The sequence below is a fragment of the Shewanella sp. SM29 genome, from assembly GCF_025654245.1.
Taxonomy (GTDB): domain Bacteria; phylum Pseudomonadota; class Gammaproteobacteria; order Enterobacterales; family Shewanellaceae; genus Shewanella; species Shewanella oncorhynchi.
The window spans coordinates 1-518 of sequence record NZ_JAKKRN010000105.1 but is presented as its reverse complement, the minus strand read 5'-3'; the positions used below and the strand labels follow the sequence as shown (position 1 = coordinate 518).

The 518-nt window shown below is 41.2% G+C and carries 1 rRNA gene; it reads left to right on the top strand.

From position 1 onward, the window contains the following. Positions 1–312 precede the first annotated feature (312 nt). Positions 313–518: ribosomal RNA gene (locus L5L77_RS22675) — 23S ribosomal RNA — on the top strand; the annotation flags it as partial.

Here is a 518-nt window from a genome sequence, read left to right as displayed (position 1 = left end):
GGATAGAGATGCCAAAGATAAACTTAAAAATTATCTTTGGCTTTTTTAAGCCCGCTCTTTAACAATTTGGAAAGCTGATAGTATTTAATTGCATGAGTCTGTCATGTGATTAATTACAAAACGTTTAATGCGCAAGCATTGAACATGAGTTCTCAAACACTTTATTAAGTGTCTTGAATATTCAATAGTAAATTATGCTTAGTTGCATAGTTTACGTCTAAGGCGCGTCCACTTCTTTGGTCAGAAGTGAGACAAGTAAAACCAAGCTGGTCGCAATGCGACKCAGGTGAGTGAAACTCATTTGGGTTGTATGGTTAAGCGACTAAGCGTATACGGTGGATGCCTTGGCAGTCAGAGGCGATGAAGGACGTAGTAACTTGCGAAAAGCGTTGGCGAGCTAGTAACAAGCATTTGAGCTAACGATGTCCGAATGGGGGAACCCAGCAGCATAAGCTGTTATCGCAACATGAATACATAGTGTTGCGAGGCGAACGAGGGGAACTGAAACATCTAAGAAG